The 21,253-nt window shown below is 68.3% G+C and carries 23 protein-coding genes; 7 read left to right on the forward strand and 16 right to left on the reverse strand.

Features of this window, described 5'->3' with window-relative positions; genetic code table 11:
* Positions 1–30 precede the first annotated feature (30 nt).
* From ACIPV1_RS17395 to ACIPV1_RS17440, 10 genes are all read right to left on the reverse strand, one after another.
* Positions 31–345, reverse strand: a complete 315-nt coding sequence (locus ACIPV1_RS17395) for a multidrug efflux SMR transporter (protein WP_123937108.1) — start codon at positions 343–345, stop codon at positions 31–33.
* Positions 345–707 (reverse strand): DMT family transporter, encoded by a 363-nt coding sequence (locus ACIPV1_RS17400; RefSeq protein WP_402726920.1) that lies wholly within the window; start codon positions 705–707, stop codon positions 345–347. Before ACIPV1_RS17400 ends, ACIPV1_RS17395 begins: the two co-directional genes overlap by 1 nt.
* Positions 704–1,318: a TetR/AcrR family transcriptional regulator gene (locus ACIPV1_RS17405; RefSeq protein ID WP_131877911.1), complete on the reverse strand. Its 615-nt coding sequence runs from the start codon at positions 1,316–1,318 to the stop codon at positions 704–706. Before ACIPV1_RS17405 ends, ACIPV1_RS17400 begins: the two co-directional genes overlap by 4 nt.
* Positions 1,319–1,461: 143 nt before the next feature.
* Positions 1,462–1,647 carry a hypothetical protein gene (locus tag ACIPV1_RS17410; RefSeq protein WP_402726921.1) on the reverse strand — a complete coding sequence of 62 codons (186 nt, stop codon included), beginning with the start codon at positions 1,645–1,647 and terminating at the stop codon, positions 1,462–1,464.
* Positions 1,648–1,705: 58 nt separating this feature from the next.
* Complete coding sequence (gene dnaB / locus ACIPV1_RS17415) at positions 1,706–3,070, reverse strand: replicative DNA helicase (protein ID WP_111083664.1); 1,365 nt, start codon at positions 3,068–3,070, stop codon at positions 1,706–1,708.
* A gap of 663 nt (positions 3,071–3,733) precedes the next feature.
* Entirely contained in the window at positions 3,734–4,186 is a 453-nt protein-coding gene (gene rplI / locus ACIPV1_RS17420; protein ID WP_111083665.1) for a 50S ribosomal protein L9, read from the reverse strand.
* Between the two features lie 14 nt (positions 4,187–4,200).
* Positions 4,201–4,458: a 30S ribosomal protein S18 gene (gene rpsR, locus ACIPV1_RS17425; RefSeq protein WP_017887834.1), complete on the reverse strand. Its 258-nt coding sequence runs from the start codon at positions 4,456–4,458 to the stop codon at positions 4,201–4,203.
* Between the two features lie 50 nt (positions 4,459–4,508).
* Positions 4,509–5,099 carry a single-stranded DNA-binding protein gene (locus ACIPV1_RS17430; protein WP_402726922.1) on the reverse strand — a complete coding sequence of 197 codons (591 nt, stop codon included), beginning with the start codon at positions 5,097–5,099 and terminating at the stop codon, positions 4,509–4,511.
* Positions 5,100–5,102: 3 nt separating this feature from the next.
* The gene (rpsF, locus tag ACIPV1_RS17435) at positions 5,103–5,486 is read right to left on the reverse strand and encodes a 30S ribosomal protein S6 (protein WP_111083667.1); all 384 of its coding nucleotides are present in this window, start codon (positions 5,484–5,486) and stop codon (positions 5,103–5,105) included.
* A gap of 159 nt (positions 5,487–5,645) precedes the next feature.
* A complete protein-coding gene (locus tag ACIPV1_RS17440; protein WP_123937113.1) occupies positions 5,646–7,082 on the reverse strand; it encodes a CCA tRNA nucleotidyltransferase in 1,437 nt (478 codons plus the stop codon).
* A gap of 110 nt (positions 7,083–7,192) precedes the next feature.
* Between ACIPV1_RS17440 and ACIPV1_RS17445 the strand changes: the two genes are divergently transcribed.
* The 7 genes from ACIPV1_RS17445 (at position 7,193) to ACIPV1_RS17475 (ending at position 16,653) form a co-directional block, all read left to right on the forward strand.
* Positions 7,193–11,317 carry a DUF6049 family protein gene (locus ACIPV1_RS17445; protein ID WP_402726923.1) on the forward strand — a complete coding sequence of 1,375 codons (4,125 nt, stop codon included), beginning with the start codon at positions 7,193–7,195 and terminating at the stop codon, positions 11,315–11,317.
* An 83-nt stretch (positions 11,318–11,400) separates the two neighbouring features.
* Complete coding sequence (trxB, locus tag ACIPV1_RS17450) at positions 11,401–12,387, forward strand: thioredoxin-disulfide reductase (RefSeq protein ID WP_111083668.1); 987 nt, start codon at positions 11,401–11,403, stop codon at positions 12,385–12,387.
* Between the two features lie 76 nt (positions 12,388–12,463).
* Positions 12,464–12,790: a thioredoxin gene (gene trxA, locus ACIPV1_RS17455; protein ID WP_017887828.1), complete on the forward strand. Its 327-nt coding sequence runs from the start codon at positions 12,464–12,466 to the stop codon at positions 12,788–12,790.
* 161 nt (positions 12,791–12,951) lie between these two features.
* Positions 12,952–14,256, forward strand: coding sequence for a PLP-dependent aminotransferase family protein (locus tag ACIPV1_RS17460; protein ID WP_123339332.1), 1,305 nt, complete (start codon positions 12,952–12,954; stop codon positions 14,254–14,256).
* Positions 14,257–14,316: 60 nt separating this feature from the next.
* The gene (locus ACIPV1_RS17465; RefSeq protein ID WP_173169052.1) at positions 14,317–15,279 is read left to right on the forward strand and encodes an ATP-grasp domain-containing protein; all 963 of its coding nucleotides are present in this window, start codon (positions 14,317–14,319) and stop codon (positions 15,277–15,279) included.
* 151 nt (positions 15,280–15,430) lie between these two features.
* Positions 15,431–16,069: a ClpP family protease gene (locus tag ACIPV1_RS17470; RefSeq protein WP_402726924.1), complete on the forward strand. Its 639-nt coding sequence runs from the start codon at positions 15,431–15,433 to the stop codon at positions 16,067–16,069.
* Positions 16,066–16,653, forward strand: a complete 588-nt coding sequence (locus ACIPV1_RS17475; protein WP_402726925.1) for a ClpP family protease — start codon at positions 16,066–16,068, stop codon at positions 16,651–16,653. The genes ACIPV1_RS17470 and ACIPV1_RS17475 overlap by 4 nt, the downstream gene beginning before the upstream one ends.
* Before the next feature lie 24 nt (positions 16,654–16,677).
* On the opposite strand, the gene ACIPV1_RS17480 is transcribed toward ACIPV1_RS17475, so the two are convergent.
* From ACIPV1_RS17480 to yidC, 6 genes are all read right to left on the reverse strand, one after another.
* Positions 16,678–17,124 carry a helix-turn-helix domain-containing protein gene (locus ACIPV1_RS17480; protein ID WP_402726926.1) on the reverse strand — a complete coding sequence of 149 codons (447 nt, stop codon included), beginning with the start codon at positions 17,122–17,124 and terminating at the stop codon, positions 16,678–16,680.
* 41 nt (positions 17,125–17,165) lie between these two features.
* Positions 17,166–18,131: a ParB/RepB/Spo0J family partition protein gene (locus ACIPV1_RS17485; RefSeq protein ID WP_123292944.1), complete on the reverse strand. Its 966-nt coding sequence runs from the start codon at positions 18,129–18,131 to the stop codon at positions 17,166–17,168.
* Positions 18,132–18,136: 5 nt separating this feature from the next.
* Entirely contained in the window at positions 18,137–19,024 is an 888-nt protein-coding gene (locus ACIPV1_RS17490) for a ParA family protein (RefSeq protein ID WP_402726927.1), read from the reverse strand.
* Positions 19,025–19,105: 81 nt separating this feature from the next.
* Positions 19,106–19,786 carry a 16S rRNA (guanine(527)-N(7))-methyltransferase RsmG gene (gene rsmG, locus ACIPV1_RS17495; RefSeq protein ID WP_402726928.1) on the reverse strand — a complete coding sequence of 227 codons (681 nt, stop codon included), beginning with the start codon at positions 19,784–19,786 and terminating at the stop codon, positions 19,106–19,108.
* Positions 19,783–20,283, reverse strand: coding sequence for a R3H domain-containing nucleic acid-binding protein (locus ACIPV1_RS17500; RefSeq protein WP_111083678.1), 501 nt, complete (start codon positions 20,281–20,283; stop codon positions 19,783–19,785). The genes rsmG and ACIPV1_RS17500 overlap by 4 nt, the downstream gene beginning before the upstream one ends.
* Positions 20,284–21,252, reverse strand: coding sequence for a membrane protein insertase YidC (yidC, locus tag ACIPV1_RS17505; RefSeq protein WP_123292941.1), 969 nt, complete (start codon positions 21,250–21,252; stop codon positions 20,284–20,286).
* Position 21,253 lies beyond the last annotated feature (1 nt).

Below are 21,253 nucleotides of genomic sequence, written 5' to 3' on the forward strand. Positions count from 1 at the left end.
GCGCAGGTTCGGTTTCGACGCAGCCCCCGGTCAGTGTCCGAGCTCGACCAGGAACACCCCGGCGATGATCAGCGCGATGCCGCCCAGCATGAGCAACGTCAACGGTTCGCGGAACAGCACCCGCCCCAGGATCGCCGTCAGTGCAACACCGGTCGCGGCCCAGATCCCGTAGGCGACACCGATCGGCAGGCCGAGCGTCAGGGCCATGGCGAGCAGGCTGAAGGCGACGAGGTACCCCAGGACGACCGGCACGAAGAACAGCTTCTTGCCGTCGGTGGCGAGCTTGAGGCTGATCGTGGCACCGACCTCGGAGACGATCGCGACGGCGAGCAGAACCCACGCCATCAGAACGCCTCGCGCTCTGGCGTCTGGCGCTTCCGTGCGGCGAGCGCTCGCTGCGAACCGATCTCGACCAGCAGCACCCCGGCAGCGATGAGCGCGATGCCGACGACCATGGTGAGCGTGAGTGCCTGCCCGAACAGCACGGCCGCGAGCACGGCGGTCAGGGCGACGCCGGAGGCTCCCCAGATGCCGTAGGCGACCCCGACCGCCATCCCCGCGCGGAGCACCAGGATCAGCATCGCGAACGCGGCGACGTAGCCCACGGCGACGAGCGCGTACCACCCGGGCTGGTCGACGGCAGCCTGCATCGAGAGCGCTCCAGTGACCTCGGCGACGATCGCAGTCCCGAGGAACAGCCACCTCATGCGCCGGTCCCGTCCGCCAGGGCCGCGATCGCCCGTGCCGCGACCCGGACGGTGGCCTGTGCGGCTCTGTCGTCCCGGTCGGCGAGCCACGTCGAGCTGATGCCGTCGGCCGTCGCGATGAGCAGCCGGACGACGTGCTCGACCGGCACTGCCCAGCGGATGCCGTCCTCCGCGGTCCACTCGTCGACCTGCTCGCGGACCGCATCGAGGTACGCGTGCTGCTCCCAGGCGGCGAGGTCCTGCAGGTCGGGGTCGCGTCGCGAGTAGGTGACCAGCTCGACGACGGCGAGTGCGGTCGCTGGGTCGTCGCGCGTCTGCGCGAGGTGGGCCGACAGGCCGGAGGCGATCCGGGCCTCCAGGTCGAGCCGCGTGACCGGCGGTGCGAACGCGACCGCCATGGCCGTGCGGAGCTGGCGTTCGAGCACGGCACGGAAGAGCGGCGCCTTCGATGCGAAGCAGTAGTGGAAGGCGCCGTGCGGCAGACCGGCGCGGGCGGTGACCGCGCGGGTGGTCACGGCGCTGATGCCGCCGTCGCGCAGGACGGCGATCGCGGCGTCGACGAGCTGCTCGCGCCGTTCCTCGACGCTGCGGTGCTCTTGCTGGAGGGTCATGGTCCGACCGTAACGCCGTACTTGGCCATGTGGCCAAGTCGGCGGTGAACTCTCAGCGTGGGATGGGTTCGCCCCAGCACCCCGGTCCACAGCAGAACGACCCTCGGCCAACCGGCTGAGGGTCGTTCTGTGGTGCGACGCGCCTACTTGTGGCTGGAGCGCTGCGTGAACTTGGAGTTCACGACGCCGTAGAGCACCCAGACGACGACCGCGACGAGGGCAACCGTGCCGACGGTTGCCGGCAGCATCCCTTGCGCGAGGAACGGGACGAGCAAGAGGCTGGCCACGCCGAGGACGGCGAGGGTGATGTTGTAGCTGCGAGGAGACATCAGACCGTCCTTACTTGCACTGGCTGGCACTCTTGTCAGCTGGCGGGCGGCACCCGCCTTACTGCGGCATGTCCACGAACCGCGAGAACATCCCGTGGAATGCCACGGTGATGGTGTCCGTCGGCCCGTTACGGTGCTTCGCCACGATCAGGTCAGCCTCTCCCTGCCGCGGGTTGTCCTTCTCGTACGCCGACTCGCGGTGCAGCAGGATGACCATGTCGGCGTCCTGCTCGATCGAGCCGGACTCACGCAGGTCGGAGATCGCCGGCTTCTTGTCGGCACGCTGCTCGGGGCCACGGTTCAGCTGGGACAGCGCGATGACGGGGACCTGGAGCTCCTTCGCCATCAGCTTCAGCGCACGCGAGAACTCGGAGACCTCTTGCTGGCGGCTCTCGACCTTCTTGCCCGAGGTCATCAGCTGCAGGTAGTCGATGACGACGAGCTTGAGGTTGTGCTGCTGCTTGAGTCGACGGCACTTGGCGCGGATCTCGACCAGCGTCATGTTGGGGGAGTCGTCGATGAAGAACGGGGCGTCGTTGATGCGCCCGCGGGTCTGCGCGATGGTGGTCCAGTCGCGGGAGTCGACGGTGCCCTTGCGCATGTTCTGCAGCGGCACGCTGGTCTCGGCGGACAGCAGACGCATGGCAATCTCGGCGCGACCCATCTCGAGCGAGAAGAACGCGGCGGTCTGGTCGTGCTTGATCGCGGCGGCGCGGCACAGGTCGAGCGCGAGCGTCGACTTACCGAGGGCGGGTCGAGCGGCGACGATGATCAGCTGTCCGGGGTGGAAGCCGTTCGTCAGGCCGTCGAGCTGCGCGAACCCGGTCGGCACGCCGGTCATCTGGCCGTCACGGCCCTTGGCGGCCTCGATCTCGTCGAGGGCGGCGGAGATGGCGTCGGTCAGGGGGACGTAGTCCTCGGTCTGCACGCCACCAGCGACGTTGTAGACCTCGGCCTGCGCGCTGTTGACGAGGTCGGTGACCTCGCCTTCGGAGGCGTAGCCCATCTGCACGATGCGGGTACCGGCGTCGACGAGGCGACGGAGCACGGCCTTCTCGGCGACGATCCCGGCGTAGTACCCCGCGTTGGCCGCGGTCGGCACCATGCTCGTCACGCTGTGCAGGTACTCGGCGCCGCCACCGCGGGAGAGCAGACCGGTCTTGGTCAGCTCGTCGGTGACCGCGATGACGTCGGTGGGCTCGCCGTGCGAGTAGAGCGACAGGATCGCGTCGAAGATGACCTCGTGCTTGGGGACGTAGAAGTCCACGCCACGAGCGGTCTCGATGACGTCGGCGACGGCGTCCTTCGACAGGAGCATGCCGCCGATGGTCGACTGTTCGGCCAACAGGTCGTGCGGCGGGGTGCGTTCCATGCCGCGCTCCGCGTACTCCTGCGGTGCGGGCTCAAGATGCGCGATCGACACACTCTCTCCTCTGTTGAACGACGCAGGGCTGGACACGGTGGTCCGACACCTGCAACGACTTTCTACCCCCAGCGACCGACATCCCCGAGTCGCTCGGCCAAGCTACGGCCGCAGAGTTATCCCCAACAAACGTCCCTGTGGATAACTCTGTGGAGGGATTGCGGAACACGCCGGAATGCTGTGTGGAGAACTGTGGACGAGCCTGTGGAAACAGAGCCATGGGAACACACTTTCGACCACTTGACCTGGGGTTTTCCGGTTCACACCATGTGTGGAAAAGTGGGGTTCAAGTACGCCTTGAAGGTTCCGATTTGACACGTTTCTGCTGTGTAAAACGACTTGACAAGCACCCCTCCTGTGGGAAGTGTTCTCGGGCCGTTCCCAGCAAGCCGGGCCGGGCCTGAGAGGTAACCAGCCAGCCAAGCCGAACCCGCCCGTGCAAGCCGAGCCGGGCCTCCCGGCCGTTCTGGACGACCGTGCGTTGATGGTGAGCAGAAGATGTCGAGTGGGGGATCGGGACCCGACCTTTTCTGCTCACCAAGTGAAAGCACGCACGCCCCGCGCCCCGCGCCCCGCGCCACGCACCACGCGGAGCACTCGCCAACGCAACGACGGGCGGGCCTCCCGAAGGAGACCCGCCCGTCGTGGAGCGGAACGTCAGTGCTACTTGGCAGCGACGACCTTGAGCGAGATCACGGCAGTGATGTCCTCGCGCAGACGCACGGTGGCCTCGTGGTCACCGACGGTCTTGATGGTCGCCGGGACCTCGACCTTGCGCTTGTCGAGCGAGCCGACGCCCTGCGCCTGGACGGCGTCAGCGACGTCGCCCGGACGGACGGAGCCGAACAGACGACCGTCCTTGCCGGCCTTGACCGCCAGGGAGATGGTCGCGTTCTCGAGCTTCATCTTGAGGTCCTGTGCCTCTTCGATGGTGGCGAGCTCACGCGCGGTGCGCGCGGCACGGATCGACTCGACCTGCTTCTCGCCGCCCTTGGACCACGCGACAGCGAAGCCCTGGGGGATGAGGTAGTTGCGGGCGTAGCCGTTCTTGACGTCGACGACGTCACCAGCGGAACCGAGGCCGGAGACCTCGTGGGTGAGGATGAGCTTCGACATGTGTCGACCTCCGATCAGCGGCCGGAGCCGGCGTAGGGGAGAAGCGCCATCTCACGGGCGTTCTTCACGGCACGGGCGATGAGGCGCTGCTCCTGGACGGAGACGCCGGTGATGCGACGGGCGCGGATCTTCCCACGCTCCGAGATGAACTTGCGAAGGGTCGCAACGTCCTTGTAGTCGATGACGCCGACCTTGATCGACTTCGCGGGAGCGGCGTTCTTGCCGCCCTTGCCGCGAGGCTTCCGGCGGTCGCCGGTGCTCTTTCCAGCCATAGTGATTTGTCCTTAGAAGAAAAGTTGTGTGTCCGTCGGAACCAGGAGGATCAGAACGGGGTCTCGTCGTCGAAGTTGCCGCCGGGGGTGCTCCACACGTCGTTCGACTGTGCGTTGCCGCCGCCCTGCTGGCCACCCTGCGGGGACCACGGCTCGTCCGACTGGCCACCAGCGGGGGCGTTGCCGCCACCGTTGTTGTTCCAGCCGCCGTTGCCGCCGCCCTGCTGACCGCCGCCGCCGTTGCCGCCGCCGACCTGGCCACGACCGCCGCCGCCACCCGCTGCGCGGGTGATCTGTGCGGTCGCGTACCGGAGCGACGGGCCGATCTCGTCGACCTCGAGCTCGATGCTCGTGCGCTGCTGACCCTCACGGTCCTGGTAGGAACGCTGACGCAGACGACCCTGCGCGATGACGCGCGAGCCCTTCGTCAACGACCCCGCCACGTGCTCGGCGAACTCCCGCCACACACTCGCGCGGAGGAACAGCGCGTCGCCGTCCTTCCACTCGTTCGCCTGACGGTCGAACGTGCGAGGCGTGGAGGCGATGGTGAAGTTCGCCACTGCGAGCCCGTTCTGCGTGTACCGCAGCTCGGGGTCCGCGGTGAGGTTGCCCACCACCGTGATGACGGTTTCGCCGGCCACGGGTTACTCGGCGCTCGCGGTCGCGGTTGCGGAGGCGTTGGCAGCCTTGCGGGCTGCGCGTGCCTCGTCGCGCTGCTTCTGGGCGGCGACCTGCGCGATGCCCTCTTCGGCGCGGAGGACCTTCGTGCGGAGCACGGCCTCGGAGAGACCGAGCTGACGGTCGAGCTCCTTGGCGGCCTCGGGCGAGGACGTGAAGTCGACGACGGCGTAGATGCCCTCGGACTTCTTGGCGATCTCGTAAGCGAGCCGGCGACGGCCCCAGACGTCCACGTTGTCGACGGTGCCACCGTCGTTGCGGATGACAGCGAGGAACTTGTCCAGGCTGGGAGCGACGGTGCGCTCATCGATCTCGGGGTCGAGGATCGCCATCAGTTCGTACTGGTGCATGCGGAACCCACCTCCTCTGGTCTCAGCGGCCCCGGGCAGTTCCCGGGGCAGGAGGGTTGATGCATGTGCCACGGCACGCAGACACGCGCCGGGCAACCTGCACAGACTACCCGACGGCCTGGAGGCGCGCCACCGGTCTGTGGAGAACCGTCGCGTCCGTCAGGCGGTCGCGTCCCGGGCGGCCCACCAGTCGCGCAGGCGCGCCTCGGCAGCGTCGGCGCCGAGCGGCCCGTCGTCCATCCGCGCCTCGAGCAGGAAGCGGTAGGCCTCGCCCACGGCACGCCCCGGCGGGATGTCGAGGATCCGCATGATGTCGTCGCCGGTCAGGTCGGGCCGGATCGAGTCCAGTTCCTCTTGGTCGGCCAGGACGCGGATCCGCTCCTCGAGGTCGTCGTACGCGAACGCCAGGCGATCGGCCTTGCGACGGTTCCGCGTGGTGACGTCCGAGCGGGTGAGCTCGTGCAGCCGTTCGAGCTGCGGGCCGGCGTCGCGGACGTAGCGCCGGACGGCCGAGTCGGTCCAGGCACCGTCGGTGTACCCGAAGAACCGCAGGTGCAGCTCGATCAGGCGGGACACCGCGGCGATGGTGTCGTTGTCGAAGCGCAGGGCCCGGAGCCGCTTCTTCGCGAGCTTCGAGCCGACCAGGTCGTGGTGGTGGAAGCTGACGGCGCCGCCCGGCTCGAGCTTGCGGGTGGCGGGCTTGCCGATGTCGTGCAGCAGCGCCGCGAGCCGCAGCACGGTGTCCGGGGGGTCGCCCGCGTGCCGCTCGGCCTCGTAGCCGATCGCCTGTTCGAGCACGGTCAGGGAGTGCTCGTAGACGTCCTTGTGGTGGTGGTGCTCGTCGATCTCGAGCTGCATCTCGGGCAGCTCGGGCAGGAACCGCTGCGCCAGCCCGGTGTCCACGAGCAGGCGGATGCCCGGCACGGGGTCGCCCGTGCCGAGCAGCTTGACGAGTTCGTCGCGCACCCGCTCGGCGGACACGATGTCGATGGAGTCGACGAGGTCCTGCATGGCGGCACGGACGTCGTCGTCGACGGTGAACCCGAGCTGCGACGTGAACCGCGCAGCCCGCATCATCCGGAGCGGGTCGTCGCGGAACGACACCACGGCGGCCTGCGGGGTGCGGAGGCGGGCGGCCAGCAGGTCCTCGACACCGCCGTGCACGTCGACGAGCTCCCGAGCGGGCAGCCGGAGCGCCATCGCGTTGACGGTGAAGTCGCGGCGGAGCAGGTCGTCCTCGATGGTGTCACCGAACGCCACCTCGGGCTTGCGGGTCTCGCCGTCGTACACGTCGCTGCGGTAGGTGGTGATCTCGACCTGCTCGCCGCGGACCAGAGCGGCGATGGTGCCGAACTGGCGGCCGACGTCCCACGTGGTGCTCGCGATCGGCTCCACGATCGCCAGGATCTCGTCCGGACGCGCACTCGTCGTGAAGTCGAGGTCGGTGACGGGACGACCGAGGAAAGCGTCCCGCACGGGTCCACCGACCAGGGCCAGCTCGTGTCCGGCGTCGGCGAAGGCCCGAGCGAGGAGGTCGACGGGCTCGGTGGTGGCGAGTGCGTCGAGTCGTTCGACGGCCTGGGCAACGGACTGCATGACGGTGCTCATCCTCCCAGATCGAGGCCCCGAGTTCTCCACAACCCCGCGCGCACGGGACCTGTTCATGGTCACGCCTCATACACTCGTGCTCGGCCCGAACCGACCCCGTGGCCCGCTTCCGTATGCACATCCTCCGCACCACGCTCGCCGCAGCCGCGTCGACCCTCGTCGCGCTCGGCCTGGTCGTCGCGCCCGTCAGCGCCCCGCACGCCGATGCTGCGACGGTGTCGTCGGCCAAGACCCACCTCGCCGATCCGGCTGCTGCCGATGCGGGCAAGGCCACGATCTCGGTCGCCCCCGCGCACCGTGGGATCGTCCAGCGCGACCAGGACCTCACCCTCTCGGTGACCGTCACGAACGACACCGACGCCGCGCTGCCCGCCGGCACCGCGGAGTTCGACATCTTCCGCTCCGTGAGCACGCGGGACGTCCTCGCCGACTGGCTCGCCGACACCACCACGACTGGTTACCTCGGCGCCCCGATGGACTCCGTGGACATCCCGGAGGTCCCGGCGCACCGATCGGTCACCATCGACTCGGTCGAGATCGTCTCGGGCAACGTGGCACTCGGCGGGTACTCCTCGTTCGGTGCGCGGCGCATCGCGGCGGAGTACACGGCCGGGGAGACCTTCGCCGTCGCCCGCTCCGCGATCACCTGGTACCCGGACTTCGAGCAGGTGCCGGTCAGCGTCTCCGTCGCGATGCCGGTGACGGTCCCGAAGTCCACGGACGGCATCCTCAGCGCGGCCGTCCTGGCCGCCGCGACCTCGGTGGACGGCACCCTCACCCAGCAGCTCGACGCCGCCGAGGACCACAACGTCGCCGTCGCGGTCGACCCCCGCATCATCGCCTCGATCCGGATCCTCGGCGAGAACGCGCCGTCCGCGGCGACCGCGTGGCTCCAGCGCCTCGAGTCCCTGCGCAACGAGACCTTCGCGTTGTCCTACGCCGACGCCGACGTCACCGGGCTGCGCCAGGCCGGGTCGGACGGCATCCTCGCTCCGATCTCGCTCGACCAGTCCGTGAAGACCGAGAACTTCCCCGGCGCCGAGACCCCCGCACCGACCCCGACCGCGACGCCCGGGCAGACGACGACCCCGAGCAGCTCCGCGTCCCCGAGCGACGACGCCACCACCGGCGCCGGCTCGGGCGAGACCACGGAGACGCTGCCCACGACCGAGCAGCTGCTGGACTTCCCGTACTCGATGGACTCCATCGCGTGGCCGGCGGACGGCACCGTGACCGCGGCCGACCTCACGGCACTGCAGCGGGCCGACAAGGACACCACCATCGTGTCGAGTGGGAACACCTCCGCCGGCGCGAACGCCACGGTCTCGGCGTCGGAGAAGATCGGCGACGACCACGTCCTCGTGTCGGACCAGTCGATGTCGTCCCTGCTGCGCGACGCCGCGACCGCACCGGACCGCCAGAGCTGGTCCTCGGCGATGTCCGAGCTCACGGCGACGCTCGCCACCTCGGCGCGCGACGGCACCGCCACGGGGCCGATCCTGCTCACCCTCGGTCGCGACTGGCCCTCGGACTCCACACGCCTCAGCCAGACCCTCGACGCCCTCGAGAGCACCGCCTGGGTGGCACCGGCGGACCTCTCCACCGCGTCGGACGCCACGGCGGGTTCGCTCACGCTCAATAGTGCGTCCACCGGGGCCGACCGCATCGCACAGCTCAAGCGCCTCGTGCAGGGCGAACAGGGGCTCTCCGCGTTCGCCACCATCCTCGACACCCCCGCTGAACTGACGGCTCCCGCACGACTCCGGCTGCTCGCCATCGCGTCGAACGCGTGGCGCGGGGACGACGACGGGCTCCAGGCCGCGGTCGACGTCCGCACCGCGGCCTGGGCGAAGCAGACCACCGAGGTCGGGATCGTCGACTCGAGCAGCCTGACCCTGCTCGGCGACCGGTCCTCGCTCCCGGTGTCCATCCGCAACAGCTCGGACTACCCGGTGACGGTGCACCTGGCCGTCCAGCCGTCGAACTCCGCCCTCCGGATCGTCCGCAACGACATCGTCGTCGAGATCCAACCGGACTCCTCGACCCGAGCGACCGTCCCCGTGCAGTCCGTCGCGAACGGCAAGGTCGAACTGACCATGTCCCTGTCGAGCCCGACCGGTGTCGCCATCGCGCAGCCCGCCACCGTCGAACTCAACGTCCAGGCGCAGTGGGAGACGGTCATCACCGCCGCCGCAGCGGTCGCCCTGATCGCGATCTTCGGCTTCGGGATCTTCCGCAGCATCCGGAAGCGCATCCGTCGTCGCAACGGCGAACTCGACGACGAGGACGACGACGACCCCAACCGCCCGCTCGCCGTGCAGCCGGGTGCGCCCGGCGCGGCTGCTCCGTCCGCGGGATCGGTCGCCGGACCGGGAGGCCCGGATCACCGCGCCGAGGCACCCACCGCGTTCGCCGTGGCCGGCTCCGGCACGGCCGCTGTCGCGGCTCCTGGTGGCGACCGCCTGCAGGACGCGATCGCCCGTGCCGGGGCCGAGCCGGGCCTCCCGTCCGACGCCCGTACCAGCCACGTCGCGGACGCCCGCGAGCCCGAGGAGCCGACCATCAGCGCGACCCAGCCCCAGCCCGACGTCGACGCGGAACCGGTCGCGGAGCGCAGCCTGGGGCGGGCGAGTGCGATGCTCGCAGCGGGGACGATGGTGAGCCGCATCCTCGGCTTCGCGAAGACCTTCGTGCTCGCGTACGCGATCGGTCAGAACGCGAGCCCCTCGGCGAACGCGTTCGCCGTCGCGAACCAGCTGCCGAACAACATCTACGCGCTCATCGCGGGTGGCCTGCTGTCGGCCGTGCTCATCCCGCAGATCGTCCGCGCCATGAAGAACGGCACGGACGGCGGACAGGCGTACGTCAACAAGATCGTGACGCTCGGCGGGTCGGTCTTCATCGTCATCACGATCGTCGCGACGGCACTGGCACCGCTCCTGGTCCGCCTGTACACGACGTCCTCGGACACCCGGAGTCCCGCTGCGACCGACCTCGCCATCGCCTTCGCGTTCTGGTGCCTGCCGCAGATCCTGTTCTACGCGATGTACTCGCTGCTCGGTGAGGTCCTCAACGCCAAGCAGGTGTTCGGTCCGTTCACGTGGGCACCGCTCCTCAACAACGTCATCGCGATCGCCGGGCTCGTGGTGTTCATCGCCCTGTACGGCACGAGCGGCAGCGCCCTCGACGATTGGACGCCGGCGAAGATCGCGCTCCTCGCCGGCAGCGCCTCGTTCGGTGTGTTCGCCCAGGCGGCGTTCCTCCCGTTGTTCTGGCGGCGAGCAGGGCTGTCCTTCCGGCCGGACTTCCGGTGGCGCGGCGTCGGCCTGAAGTCGACGGGAACCGCTGCCGGCTGGCTCTTCGCGATGATCCTGGTGACCCAGGTCGCCGGCATCGTGCAGTCCGCGGTCGCGTGGAAGGGTCAGGGCGACGGACCCGGCAACGCGGTACTCGGCAACGCGTGGCTCATCTTCATGCTGCCGCACTCGATCATCACGGTCTCCATCGCGACGGCGTACTTCACCCGGATGAGCCACGATGCTGCACGCGGCGACCTGGCATCAGTCCGACGGAACCTGTCGCTGTCCCTGCGCATCGTCGGACTCTTCACGGTCTTCGCGTCCGTGGCGCTGGTCGTCGTCGCGGTGCCGTTCGGCCGGCTCTACGAGGGCACGTTCGAGAGCGCCCTGCAGGTCGGTGCCGTCCTGGTCGCCTACATGCCGGGCCTGGTGCTGTTCAGCATGTTGTTCATCATCCAGCGCGTGTTCTGGGCCATGCACGACCACCGGACCCCGTTCCTGATGCAGTGCATCCAGTCCGTCCTGTTCGTCATCGGTGCCCTCGCGGTGTCGACGTTCCCGACCTCCGTGATCGGCATCGGTGTGGCCGCGTGCACGACGCTCGCCGGCACCGCGCAGACGATCGTCGCGCTCGTCCTGGTGCGTCGCAAGCTCGGCAGCATCGAAGGACCGGTCGTGACCCGCTCGCACGTGCAGTTCATCATCGCCGCGCTGATCGCCGGGGTGGTCGGCCTGCTGGTCGTGAACTTCTTCGGGGCGTTCTCCGCGGCCGGGTTCGCGATGTCGGACCGCACCGGGGCACTCATCACCATCGTCCTGACCGGCGCCGTCATGGTCCTCGTGTACTTCGGGGCGCTCGTCGTCGCCAAGAACGGCGAGATCAAGAACGCCGTCGGCATGGTGAAGAGCAAGCTCGGTCGCTGACCGCACGCTTCCCGGACGTCGCGGAATGCCGCGCCGGTACCATGTGTTGACCCGGTCAGCACGCAACGGAAGGGCAGTCAGGCATGCGCCAGCTCATCATCATCGGTTCCGGTCCGGCCGGGTTCACCGCCGGCATCTACGCCGCGCGCGCAGAGCTCAAGCCGCTCATCGTCGCGTCCAGCGTCGAGACGGGCGGGGAACTCACCAAGACGACCGAGGTCGAGAACTTCCCGGGCTTCCCCGAGGGGATCCAGGGCCCCGACCTCATGATCAAGATGCAGGAACAGGCCGAGAAGTTCGGCGCTGAGGTCCTGTACGACGACGCCGTCTCCGTCGACCTCACCGGCGACGTGAAGAAGGTCACCGTCGGCTCCGGCGAGACCTACGAAGCCCTCGCGGTCATCTACGCGACCGGTTCGGCGTACCGCCACCTCGGGATCGCCGACGAAGAGCGCCTCTCGGGCCACGGTGTCTCGTGGTGCGCGACCTGCGACGGCTTCTTCTTCCGGCAGAAGAACATCGCCGTGGTCGGCGGTGGCGACTCCGCGATGGAAGAAGCGACGTTCCTCACCCGTTTTGCCGACAAGGTGACCGTGATCCACCGCAAGGACACCCTCCGCGCGTCGAAGATCATGCAGGACCGTGCTCACAACGACCCGAAGATCGAGTTCGCGTGGAACAAGGAGGTCATCGGCATCCAGGGTGACTCCGCAGTGACCGGCGTGACCCTCAAGGACACCGTGGACGGCACCGAGAGCGAACTCGCCCTCGACGGCCTGTTCATCGCGATCGGCAACGACCCACGCGTGCACCTCGTGCACGGTCAGCTCGAGCTCGCTCCCGAGGGCACCATCGCCGTCGAGGGCCGCACGTCCAAGGCCGTCGGCGTCCCCGGGGTCTTCGTCGCAGGCGACGTGCTCGACCACACCTACCGCCAGGCCATCACGGCCGCCGGTTCCGGTGCCGTCGCCGCGCTCGACGCCGAGAAGTACCTCGCCGACCTCGAGGACACGCTGACCGACGCTGCTGCGGGCGAGACCCCGGTCGAGCCGGTCACCATCTCCGCCTGACCCGTACGGCCCCCGGAATGCCGGGGGCCCGTCCGCGGTTCCACACCCAGTACCGACTTCTCACGAAAGGACACCCATGTCCAACGCAAAGGCTGTCACCGACGCCACCTTCTCGGACGAGGTCCTCAAGTCCGACAAGACGATCCTCGTCGACTTCTGGGCCGAATGGTGCGGCCCGTGTCGCGCTGTCTCGCCGATCCTCGACCAGATCGCCGAAGAGCACGCCGGCAAGATCGAGATCGTGAAGCTCAACGTGGACGACAACCCCCAGTCGGCCATGAACTACCAGATCACCTCGATCCCGGCGATGAAGGTCTTCAAGGGCGGCGAGGTCGTCAAGACCGTCATCGGCGCCAAGCCGAAGCCCGCGCTCGAGGCCGACCTCGCCGAGTTCCTCGCGTAGGTCGCACCAGCACCACCGAACGCCCCGTCCTCGTCCTGCTCAGCAGGCGCCGGCGGGGCGTTCGCATGCCACCCGTTGCGGATCGGCCCCCGCCGCGGAGCCCGGGTTTCCGGGGTCGATGTCGTAGTGTGGCGGGAATGTCTCACTGATCGGAGCACGGTATGACGAACGGCAACAGCCTCGACCCCTGGTACGACTCCTACGCCCAGCGCACCGCCGGGCTGAGCGCCTCCGAGGTCCGAGCCCTGTTCGCCGTCGCCTCGCGCCCCGAGGTGGTCTCGCTGGCTGGCGGCATGCCGTTCGTCTCCGCGCTGCCGAGGGAGCTCGTCACGGGCTCCCTGGACCGCGTGATGAACGAGCACGCGGCCATGGCACTGCAGTACGGCGGCGGACAGGGTCTGCGGTCCCTCCGCGAGCACATCGTGGACGTCATGAGCCTCGAGGGCATCCGTGCCAGTGCCGAGGACGTCGTCGTGACGACGGGTTCGCAGCACGCGCTCGACCTCGTCACGCGGCTCTTCATCGATCCGGGCGACGTCGTCCTCGCCGAGTCCCCGTCCTACGTCGGCGCGATCGGTGTGTTCCGGTCGTACCAGGCCGAGACCGTCCACGTGACGACCGACGAGCTCGGGCTGGTGCCCGAGGCACTACGTGAGGCGATCGCGAACCTCCGCACGCAGGGCAAGCGGATCAAGTTCCTCTACACGATCCCCAACTTCCACAACCCGGCCGGCGTCACCATGAGCCGGGAGCGCCGCATCGAGGTGCTCGACATCTGCCGGTCGAACAACATCCTGGTGCTCGAGGACAACCCCTACGGACTCCTCTGGTTCGACGAGCCGGCACCGCAGGCGATCCGTTCCATCGACGAAGAGGGCGTCGTGTACCTGGGGTCCTTCTCGAAGACCCTCGCACCCGGTTTCCGCGTCGGCTGGGCGCTCGCACCGCACGCCATCCGCGAGAAGCTCGTGCTCGCCAACGAGTCCGCCGTCCTCGCCCCGAACTCCTTCGGGCAGTACGTCGTGAACGCCTACCTGGACGCCGCGGACTGGAAGGGTCAGGTTGACACCTTCCGGGGCATCTACGCAGAGCGCCGTGATGCCATGCTGTCCGCTCTGGGGGAGTTCCTGCCGGACCTGTCCTGGACGAAGCCGAACGGTGGCTTCTTCGTCTGGCTGACGCTCCCCGAGTCCCTCGATTCGAAGGGCATGCTGCCGCGCGCCGTGAAGGAACTCGTCGCCTACACGCCGGGGACGGCCTTCTACGCCGACGGTCGTGGCGGCGGGCACATCCGCCTGTCGTTCTGCTACCCGACCCCCGAGCAGATCCGCGTCGGCGTGAAGCGACTCGCCAACGTCGTCAACGACGAACTCGAGCTGATCGAGACGTTCGGTCCGACGACTCGACCGAACAGCGTCGTCCGCGAGACGTCCTCGGTGAGCGCTCCGCCGCCGAACATCTCCTGATCAGCGCTTTTCCGCGGTGCGTGGCCCATCAGCACCGTCGTTCCACACCGGAGGATCCCCATGGCTGAGCTCACTCGTCGTCACGTCGTCGTCGTCGCCGGAGGGATCTCGCACGAACGTGACGTCTCCCTGCGCTCCGGTCGGCGGGTCGCCGACTCGCTGACCGGGTACGGCTGGCAGGTCGATCTCCGCGACGCCGACGCGCTGCTGCTGCCGGCTCTCGCCGAGTCCCGCCCGGACGTCGTGTGGCCGGCTCTGCACGGCGCCTCCGGTGAAGACGGGGCCCTGCGGGGCATCCTGGAGGCGGTGGACATCCCGTTCGTCGGCTCACGTTCCACGTCGGCCCGGTTGGCATGGGACAAGCCGACGGCGTCAGCGCTGGTCGCGCGGGCAGGCGTCCGCACCCCACGATCCGTCACGCTGTCCCACGACGTGTTCCGCGAGCTCGGCGCCGTCGGGGTGCTCAAGGCCATCGCGGGGGAGCACCCGGTCCCGCTCGCCGTGAAGCCGGCACGTGGCGGCAGCGCGCAGGGAGTGACCCTCGTCGACGACGTGAACGACCTGCCGCGGGCGATGGTGACGGCGTACACGTACTGCGACGACGTCGTGGTCGAGCAGCTCATCCGCGGCACCGAGGTCGCAGTCGGCATCATCGACACGGGCGACGGGCCGGTGGCGCTCTCCGCGGTGGAGATCGTCCCGCGGAACGGCATCTACGGCTTCGAGGCGCGGTACAACGCGGGGGAGACGACGTTCTACACCCCCGCCCGACTGTCTGACGAGTTCGCGACCGCTGCAGCCGATGCCGGCGTCGCGGCGCACACAGCCCTCGGCCTCCGCCACCTGTCCCGTGTGGACCTCATCATCGACGGCGCCGGAACGCCGTGGTTCCTCGAAGCCAACGTACTCCCGGGTCTGACCGAGACATCCCTGCTGCCGCAGGCACTCTCCGCATCGGGATTCGATCTCGGGTGGACGTACGCGGAGCTCGCCGAACAGGCGATCCGCGACCACCACGCCTGATCCGTCAGGTCCGACGTTCCACGTGGAACATCGGAATGCGTGAGAGTCGATGTTCCACGTGGAACGTCGCACTCGTGGTTCGCTGCTGAGAGCTGATCCGCTCTGAGCAGCAACGGGTGCCTCGGGTCATCTGCGGGCGCACGGTGGACGCATGACCGATTCACCACCCCCCGCAGCCTTCACGACCGAGTACCGGCGTGCCCTCTTCGACCAACGCGTGCTCGTACTCGACGGCGCCCTCGACGAGGACAACGGCACCGTCTTGATGACGCAGTTGGTACAGCTCGCGACGGCGGACCCCTGGAACGACATCGCGCTCTGGATCCACTCGCCCGGAGGCTCGGTTCCGGCGATGCTCGCACTCCGGGACCTCATGCGGGTGATCCCCAACGATGTCAGCACGCTCGCATTCGGGATCGCCTGCAGCGCGGGGCAGTTCCTGCTGTCCTCGGGTACTCCTGGCAAGCGACGAGCGCTGCCGCACAGCCGGATCCTGATGCACCAGGGATCCGCAGGGATCGGGGGGAGTGCGGTGGACGTTGCGCTGCAGGCAGACCACCTCCGTGACACCCGCGACACCGTGCTCGGACTCATCGCAGCGGACACCGGACAGACGGTCGACCGCATCTTCGAGGACTCGCTGCACGACCACTGGTACTCCGCCGAGGAGGCCCTCGACTACGGGTTCGTCGACCTGATCGTCGACGACTTCTCGGTGATCCGGCCCCAGCAGCCCCGTTCCACGATGACAGGCTTCGGCGGGCCTGTGGCAGGGGAGGGAGACCGTTGAGCGCGTACACGATCCCGAACGTCATCGCGCGGGACGCTCGCGGCGAGCGGGTCTTGGACGTCTACTCGCACCTCCTCACCGAGCGGAGCATCTACATCGGGACCGCGATCGATGCTGGCGTCGCCAATGCCCTCATCGCGCAGCTCCTCTTCCTCGAGTCAGACAACCCGGACTCGGACGTGCAGCTCTACGTCAACTGCGACGGCGGCGATCCGAGTGCCATGCTCGCCGTCTACGACACCATGCGGTTCATCCGCCCCGCCGTCGCGACCACCTGTGTTGGGCAGGCAATCGGTGTCGGAGCCGTCCTGCTCGCCGCGGGCGCCGACGGAAAGCGGTCGGCCCTGCCGCATGCTCGGGTCGTGCTCCATCAACCCGCAGCGCAGGGACAGGGGGCCATTCCCGAGCTCATCCTGCAGGCCGACGAGGTCGTTCGGATCCGGGCCGAGATCGAGTACCTGCTCGCCGAGCACAGCGGCCAGAGTCCCGACCAACTCCGAGCCGACACCGATCACGATCGCGTCTTCACGGCCCAACAGGCCCGACAGTACGGTCTCGTGGACCACGTGATCACTCGACGCTGACGGACGGCGCTGTCCGTTCACGCCTCACGCAGCGAGGACGAACGCGCTCCGCACTTGTTCGCCACCAGCACCTGCGGAACGTGCTCGCTCGCGGAGCTGTTCTGTTGCCGCCGCCGTCAAGTCCAGCAAGGAGCTCTCGAGTGCGCCGGCCACTGCTGCCAACATCTCGCTCGAAGGCTCCTTCCGCCCCCGTTCCATCTCCGACAAGTACTGCGGCGACACCCCTGCGCGACGAGCGACATCCTGCAGGGTGTCCCCTCGGACGCGGCGACGAACGCGGAGTTCTCGACCGACGACATCACGCCAGAGCGGCTCGGGATTGCAGGATCTCATGATGCGAGCCTGGCAGTGTTCCACGTGAAACGTACGGGCTTCCCGTTCGCTGCCCGTGAACTCGAACCACGGGAACGGCTCCGCGCCCCGTGTCGGGCCGAACGACCCCTGGCTGCTCCGGGCGCCCGCACCAGGCATGCGAGGCCCGCTACGGGGCGCTCAGCGCCGTTGACAAGCCGTCAGGACGAGACGTCGCTGATCCCCAGCTCCGACAGGATGCGATTGAGGTCGTCACCGTTCGCGAAGTCGATCGTCACGGAGCTCTTCCGGGCACCGACGGCGATCTTGACCCGCGTGTTCAGCCGGTCACCGATGCGCTCAGCAAGGTCGTTGAAGTGCGCCTGGTTCTTGGAGGGCTGCGGCGTGGTCTTCGGAGGGGTCTTCGTCGCCAACTGCTGCGCGATCGCTTCGGCAGCGCGCACCGACAGGTCCTCGTTGACGATCTTCTCGGCGAGGTACTCCATCGCCTCCGCGTCCGGGGCAGCAAGGATCGCGCGGGCGTGACCGGCCGACAGCACGCCGGCAGCGACCCGACGCTGCACGGGGGAGGGGAGCCGCAGCAGACGGATAGTGTTGGTGATCTGCGGACGGGAGCGGCCGATGCGCTGCCCGAGCTGTTCCTGCGTGATCCCGAAGTCCGCCAGGAGCTGCTGGTACGCCGAAGCCTCTTCGAGCGGGTTGAGCTGCGCCCGGTGCAGGTTCTCGAGCAGGGCGTCCCGGAGCATCGCGTCGTCCGGCGTCTCCTTGACGATCGCCGGGATGGTCGTGAGCCCGAGTTCCTTGGTGGCGCGGAGGCGCCGCTCACCCATGATCAGCTCGTACTGCGGCTCCGTCCCCGCAGCCCCGGGGATCGGACGGACCACGATGGGCTGCAGCACGCCGATCTCACGGATGGAGTGGACGAGCTCCTGCAACTCCTCTTCGCGGAACTCCTTGCGCGGCTGCTGCCCGTTCGGGATCACGTCCAGCGGGTTGAGGTTCGCGAGTCGGGCTCCCGGAACGGCGACGAGCTCGTCCGCGGTGGGTGCCGACGCCGGCGACCCACCGGTCGGGAAGAACACGTCGACGGGGCGGTCCTGCTGGTCCGTTGCCGTCGGGATGAGCGCGCCGATGCCGCGGCCGAGTCCGGTTCGCTTGGGTGCCATCAGTCTTACGCTCCTCGTGCTGCGATCTCGGCGGCCGCTTCCAAGTAGGAGAGCGACCCGGTGGAGTTCACGTCGTACGCGACGACGCTCTGTCCGTAACTCGGCGCTTCACTCACCCGGACGGATCGGGGGATCATCGCCTTCAAGACCTGGTCACCGAAGTGCTCGCGGACGTCGTTCGCCACCTGGTTCGCCAGGTTTGTCCGACCGTCGTACATGGTGAGCAGGATCGTCGAGACCCGGAGGTTCGGGTTGAGGTGCCGCTCGATGAGCTCGATGTTGCGCAGCAGCTGGCTGAGTCCCTCGAGCGCGTAGTACTCGCACTGGATCGGGATCAGGACTTCCTGCGCAGCCACGAACGCGTTGATCGTGAGGAGACCAAGCGACGGCGGGCAGTCGATGAAGACGTAGTGGTACGGCTCGTCCAGAGACTGGAGGTACAGATCGAGCGCCGTACGGAGGCGCTGTTCTCGAGCGACCAAGGAGACGAGCTCGATCTCAGCACCCGCGAGGTGGATCGTCGCTGGGACGCACCAGAGGGTGTCGGACTCGGGGGACCGCTGCACGGTGTCGGCCATTGCGGCCTCGTCGACGATGACGTCGTAGATGCTCGCGACCTCAGCCTGGTGGTCGACGCCCAAGGCCGTCGACGCGTTGCCCTGGGGATCGAGGTCGATCACGAGCACCCGTGCGCCACCGTGCGCGAGGCCGGCAGCCAAGTTGACGGTCGTCGTGGTCTTCCCGACGCCACCCTTCTGGTTCGACACGGTGATGATCCGCGTCTTCGAGGGCAACGGGAACTGCTGCGTCGCGATCGCCCGGCGTCGGCGGTTCAGGTCGGCGATCTCGCGAGCAAGCGGAGTCGACGCGTCGTAATCGGTCGATGAGCTCAACGAGTGCCTCTTCCCCGGTTCGATGTTTCACGTGAAACGTAGAGCAGCAAGAGATCAGTCGTCCCGATCCGAGCCGCAGGGTCAGTCAACTGTAGCCCGGAAGACCCGCGTGGTCTCTGCGACCACACCATCCCCGAGCTCGAGGACCTCGACGTCCGAGAGGTGCTGGCGAAGGATCACCTTGCGCGCCTTCTCGATCTCGTCGTCGACTCGCGCACCCTTCATCAGGATGAGCTGCCCGCCCGAGCGGACGAGTGGAACCGTCATCGGGATGAGCTTCGACAACGCACTGACGGCACGCGCAGTGACCTGGTCGACCACGATGGCGTCGGAGACGTCCTCGGCGCGGCCGCGGACCACCGTCACGTTCGACAGGCCGAGCCGGCTCGACTCACTGGTGAGCCAGTCCACGCGGCGCTCCATCGGCTCGATGAGCGTGAAGTGCACGTCCGGACGGGCGATCGCGAGCACGAGACCGGGCAATCCCGCACCCGAGCCGACGTCGGCGACCCGACCACGGGCCTCCAGGAGGGGCGCCAGCAAGCCGGAGTTGAGGATGTGTCGCGTCCACAGTCGAGGCAACTCAAGCGGGCCGATCAGGCCCAGCTCCTCGCCTCGGCGAGCCAGCTCGTTCGTGAACGACCGAGCCGTCTCGATCTGATCGCCGAAGAGCACGGACGCAACCGCAGGCTCAGCCTCGAGCACCGGAGCAGCGTCCGAAAGCACGGGAGCGGTGTCGGCTGACACCGACTCGTCCGTCATCGGGTGACGACCGTGTGGCGGTCCCGACCCTCACCCTCGGACTCCGAGTGGAAGCCCTTCTCAGCGACGAGGTCGTGGACCAGCTTGCGCTCGTACGACGACATCGGGGGGAGTGCTGCGGAGGACGATCCGGCTTCGATGCGCTCGACGGCGGTGTCGACCAGTCGCTGCAGCTCGTCGGCACGAGCGTCACGGGAGCCGCCCACGTCGAGGATGAGCCGGCTGAACTCGCCCGTCTCGGCCTGGACGGCGATGCGGGTGAGTTCCTGCAGGGCCGTGACCGTGTCCGGCTTCGAGAGGACGCGGAGCGCCTCGCCGTCGTCGGTGACCGACAGGTAGACGCGACCGGCGCGCTCCTCGATCTCGATGTCTCCGTCGAGGTCGCAGATGTCGAGGAGTTCCTCGATGTAGTCCGCAGCGATGTCGGCCTCGTCACGGGCGTCCTCGTCCGGGACCTCGGTGGTGTCGACGGCTGCGGCGGTGTCCTGCTCGGTCACTTACTTCTTCCCGTTCTTCTTCGAGCGCTGCTTGCCGACCGGCTGCGAACGCTGGGTGGTGACGCGCACGGCCTCGATCTCGGCGGCGCCAGCACCGGCACCGGCCTCGGCGAGGACCGGGTTGGCGATGCCGCGACGCTGGGCCTTCTTGGCCAGACGCGCCTCACGTGCCAGGGCCGCCTCGGAACCAGGCGTCGGCATGCTGCGGATGACGAAGTACTGCTGCGCCATCGTCCAGACGTTCGAGGCGAGCCAGTAGAACATGACGCCGAGGGGGAAGCTCAGACCCGAGATCACGAAGACCAGCGGGAGGATGTACAGCATCATCTTCTGCTGGCGGTACATCGGCGACGCCTTGGTCTCCGGCGACATGTTCTTGGCGACGAGCTGCAGCTGCGTGATGAACTGCGAGGCCGTCATGACCACGATCATGAAACCGGCGATCGCACGGACCTCCCACCCGGAGGCGTTGGTGAACGTCTCGTGCAGGGGGGCACCGAACAGGGCCGCGTTGCCGAACGACGCCGCGAGGTCGTTCGTGAGCAGGCCGATGCCCGTCTTGTTGATCTGGGCTTCGTGCAGCACCGAGTACAGCGAGAAGAAGATCGGCATCTGCAGCAGCAGCGGCAGGCAGGAGCTCAGCGGGTTGGTGCCCGTCTCCTTGTACAGGGCCATGGTCTCGCGGCTCATGGCCTCACGCGAGAACTGGTCCTTCTTGCCCTTGTACTTGTCCTGGATCTTCTTCAGCTGCGGCGCGACCTCGAGCATGCGGCGCTGCGACTTGATCTGCCGCACGAAGATCGGGATCAGCGCGGCGCGGACCACGAAGGTCAGGAAGATGATGGAGAGGACCCAGGTGATACCCGCGCCCGGGTCCATGCCGATGCTCTCGAAGATCCAGTGGAAGCCGACGAGGATGGCCGAGACCACCCATTTGAGCGGCCAGAGGATCGTACCGATGATGTCCATG

Source organism: Curtobacterium sp. NPDC089991 (assembly GCF_044748425.1).
GTDB lineage: Bacteria > Actinomycetota > Actinomycetes > Actinomycetales > Microbacteriaceae > Curtobacterium.